Origin of the sequence: Okeania hirsuta, assembly GCF_003838195.1 — a bacterium.
In the GTDB taxonomy this organism is placed as follows: domain Bacteria; phylum Cyanobacteriota; class Cyanobacteriia; order Cyanobacteriales; family Microcoleaceae; genus Okeania; species Okeania hirsuta.
The window spans coordinates 1-2,962 of sequence record NZ_RCBY01000451.1 but is presented as its reverse complement, the minus strand read 5'-3'; the positions used below and the strand labels follow the sequence as shown (position 1 = coordinate 2,962).

The 2,962-nt window shown below is 36.3% G+C and carries 2 protein-coding genes; both read left to right on the top strand.

The window, feature by feature from the left end; all coding sequences use genetic code 11:
* Positions 1–779, top strand: a 779-nt coding sequence (locus tag D5R40_RS31625; protein ID WP_134239656.1) for an RNA-guided endonuclease InsQ/TnpB family protein, incomplete at its 5' end; no start/stop codon positions are given.
* Positions 780–1,197: 418 nt separating this feature from the next.
* Entirely contained in the window at positions 1,198–2,598 is a 1,401-nt protein-coding gene (locus D5R40_RS31620; RefSeq protein WP_124143571.1) for a protein adenylyltransferase SelO, read from the top strand.
* Positions 2,599–2,962 lie beyond the last annotated feature (364 nt).

Sequence of the window (2,962 nt, the reverse complement as noted above, 5' to 3'; positions counted from 1 at the left end):
TACCTGTAGTTGTGGAAACTGTAATCGAAGTCAGGATAGTACCTGCTACGAGCTGCTATATAATTGAAGTACTGTATGAAAAAACTCTTCAGCCACAAATACACTCAACATATGTAGCCGGAATAGACTTAGGGATTGACAGATTAGTAGCTCTATCTACAAACAAGCCCGGTGTTAAACCTATGCTGATTAACGGGAAGCCACTAAAAAGCGTCAATCAACTATATAATAAGCGTAAAGCTAAGTACCAAAGTCATCTCAAAGGCAACAGAAAAACTAGCCGTAAGATTGAAGCGTTAACCTACCGCCGAAATCGTTTTGTCGAGAATTATCTGCATAACACCAGTAAATTAGTGGTGAATTATTTAGTCACTAACAGAATTGGTATTGTAGTCATCGGCCAAAATGATAACTGGAAACAGGGTGCAAACATCGGTAAAAAAAACAATCAAAACTTTACCCAAATACCCCACTCAAAGCTAATTCAACAGATAACTTATAAATGTCAACTAGCTGGTATCAAAGTTATGGATACAGAAGAAAGTTACACTAGTATTACTTCTGCACTTGACCTAGAATTGCCATGTCAGCAGGAAAATTATGTGGGAAAACGAGTCAAACGTGGTTTGTTTAGAAGTGGAACTGGTAAAGTGATTAATGCGGATATCAATGGTAGTCTTCAAATTATCAGAAAGAAATTCCCAGAGTGCTTTACTGCCGAGGGAATAGTGAGCTGTGCCGTACAGCCTATATTGGTTAATCCAATATCAAGAATTTAACAACTGCAATTTTCTACAGTTTTTTTCGTACGGTGACGTTTAACAAACTGCTCTTGTAGGCATCAGTTTAATACACATCGCTTATTTGCATAAGTTCTCAAGTTTTGTCTTTTTGATACAGAGCTTAGAACTGGGAAGCCATAACGCGGGACTTATAGCTCCCTCGAACCCCCACAATAGCACAATAGTTAAAAGATTAACAAAGGCCAAAAACACTTCATAATTCTTTACAAACAGCCTCTGAGAAGATAGCCTTCTTCCATCTTGTCATTTCCTTCATATAATATAATCATGTTTGTACAATTTTAATTACAGAATAGATTTGAGCAGAAGTGAATGTATTGAAAAATAATAAAAAAATGTTTAACTCATAATCTCCTGGATTTAACTTATGATATTACTTTTGACTTAGAAAACAATGTCTAATCCTCTCCTTTCGCTCAACTATGAACCTGCCATCCAAGCTTTAGGTGGTGACTATTATGATGAAGTACTTGCTGCTGAATTTCCCCAACATATTTTGCGGTTTCGTAATGATAAATTGCTCCCTAAAATAGGACTAACTCCTGAAGATGTTAAGGATGAGCATTTTATTGAAGCTTTTGGTAAATTTCATTGTGTCGGACCTTTTTTAGCTCTACGTTATCACGGTTATCAATTTGGTGAATATAATCCTTATTTAGGAGATGGTAGGGGTTTTCTTTATGGTCAAGTGCGTGGGGTAAATGGTGAATTATATGATTTTGGCACAAAGGGTTCCGGTAGAACACCTTATTCTCGCAGTGCGGATGGCAGACTGACTCTAAAAGGTGGGGTCAGAGAGGTATTAGCCGCCGAAATGTTACATCGTCATGGGGTTCGTACTTCTCGATGTTTGAGTTTGATTGAAACTGGGGAGGGGTTATGGCGTGGAGATGAACCTTCTCCTACTCGTTCATCGGTGATGGTACGTTTTAGTAGTTCTCATGTCCGGTTTGGTACCTTTGAAAGGTTGTATTATTTCAAACGTCCCGACTTAACTAAAAAGCTATTAGATCATGTAATTGATTATTATTATTCTGAATTAAAAGAACAGAGCGATCACTATTCTTTATTCTACTCAGAATTAGTAAAAAGAGTTGCGAAATTAGTGGCTCAATGGATGGCTGCGGGATTTTGTCATGGTGTATTAAATACTGATAATATGTCAATTACTGGGGAAAGTTTTGATTATGGTCCTTATGCTTTTATTCCCACTTATGACCCCAAATTTACAGCAGCTTATTTTGATTATTCTGGTCTTTATCGTTACAGTCATCAACCGTTAGTTTGTAAGTCAAATTTACACTTACTTCAAGACGCATTAGCTGCAGTTATTGACCGAGAAAATATGAGGGCGAGTTTAGATGAGTTTGATGATGTTTATCTGCTTGAATATAGGCGATTAATGATTAATAGGTTAGGGTTTGAACATTTGCCAGAAACAGATGCAGAAAAGTTACTTCAGCTAACTATTAAACTGCTGGAAAGTTCTCAGGTTGGCTATCACGATTTCTTTTTAGGATTGAGAAAAGAATTTTCTCCAGATTGGCGTGATGATGTTAATCAAATTTTTGCTGATTTTGAACAATCAGAATTAATGGAGTCGTGGCGACAATATTATTATCATTTATTACAGACTTATTCTAATGATGAATTAAAAGCAATGGCAGAAAGGTTGAAGCAATATAATCCTCAACAAAGTTTAATTCGACCTATAATTGAATCAGTATGGGAATCCATTACAGTAGAGGATAATTGGCAGCCATTTTATGATTTACTGAAGCAAATATGTGATTGAAGAGGCAGGAGGCAGAAGGCAGAAGGCAGAGGGAAAGAAAAGGTTAGAAGGGAGAAAGTTTTTTTTATAACTGATTATCCGGACATGATATAAGTCCTAATAATATCAATTTGTCTTCTTACCAGATTAACTAAATTTGTAGGGATTAACGGCCGTTAATCCCTACAAATGGTGTATAATTTCCCTGTTTGCGTAAGTCCTGTTTATATCAAATCCCCTTAATTGCATTATTATAGCAATGTGCGCTGGCATATTTACAAATTACAAGAACTGTCCAATAGCTAAAAGTCTTATATCATGTCCGTTTATATCGTTTGTGTAAACCCAAGGGTGAATATCTACAGGAAATGATGGTTTTTTCTTG

Bases quoted from the DNA above. Each gene is read 5' to 3' on its own strand.
- D5R40_RS31620 (WP_124143571.1), top strand. From the start codon at position 1,198: ATGTCTAATCCTCTCCTTTCGCTCAACTATGAACCTGCCATCCAAGCT.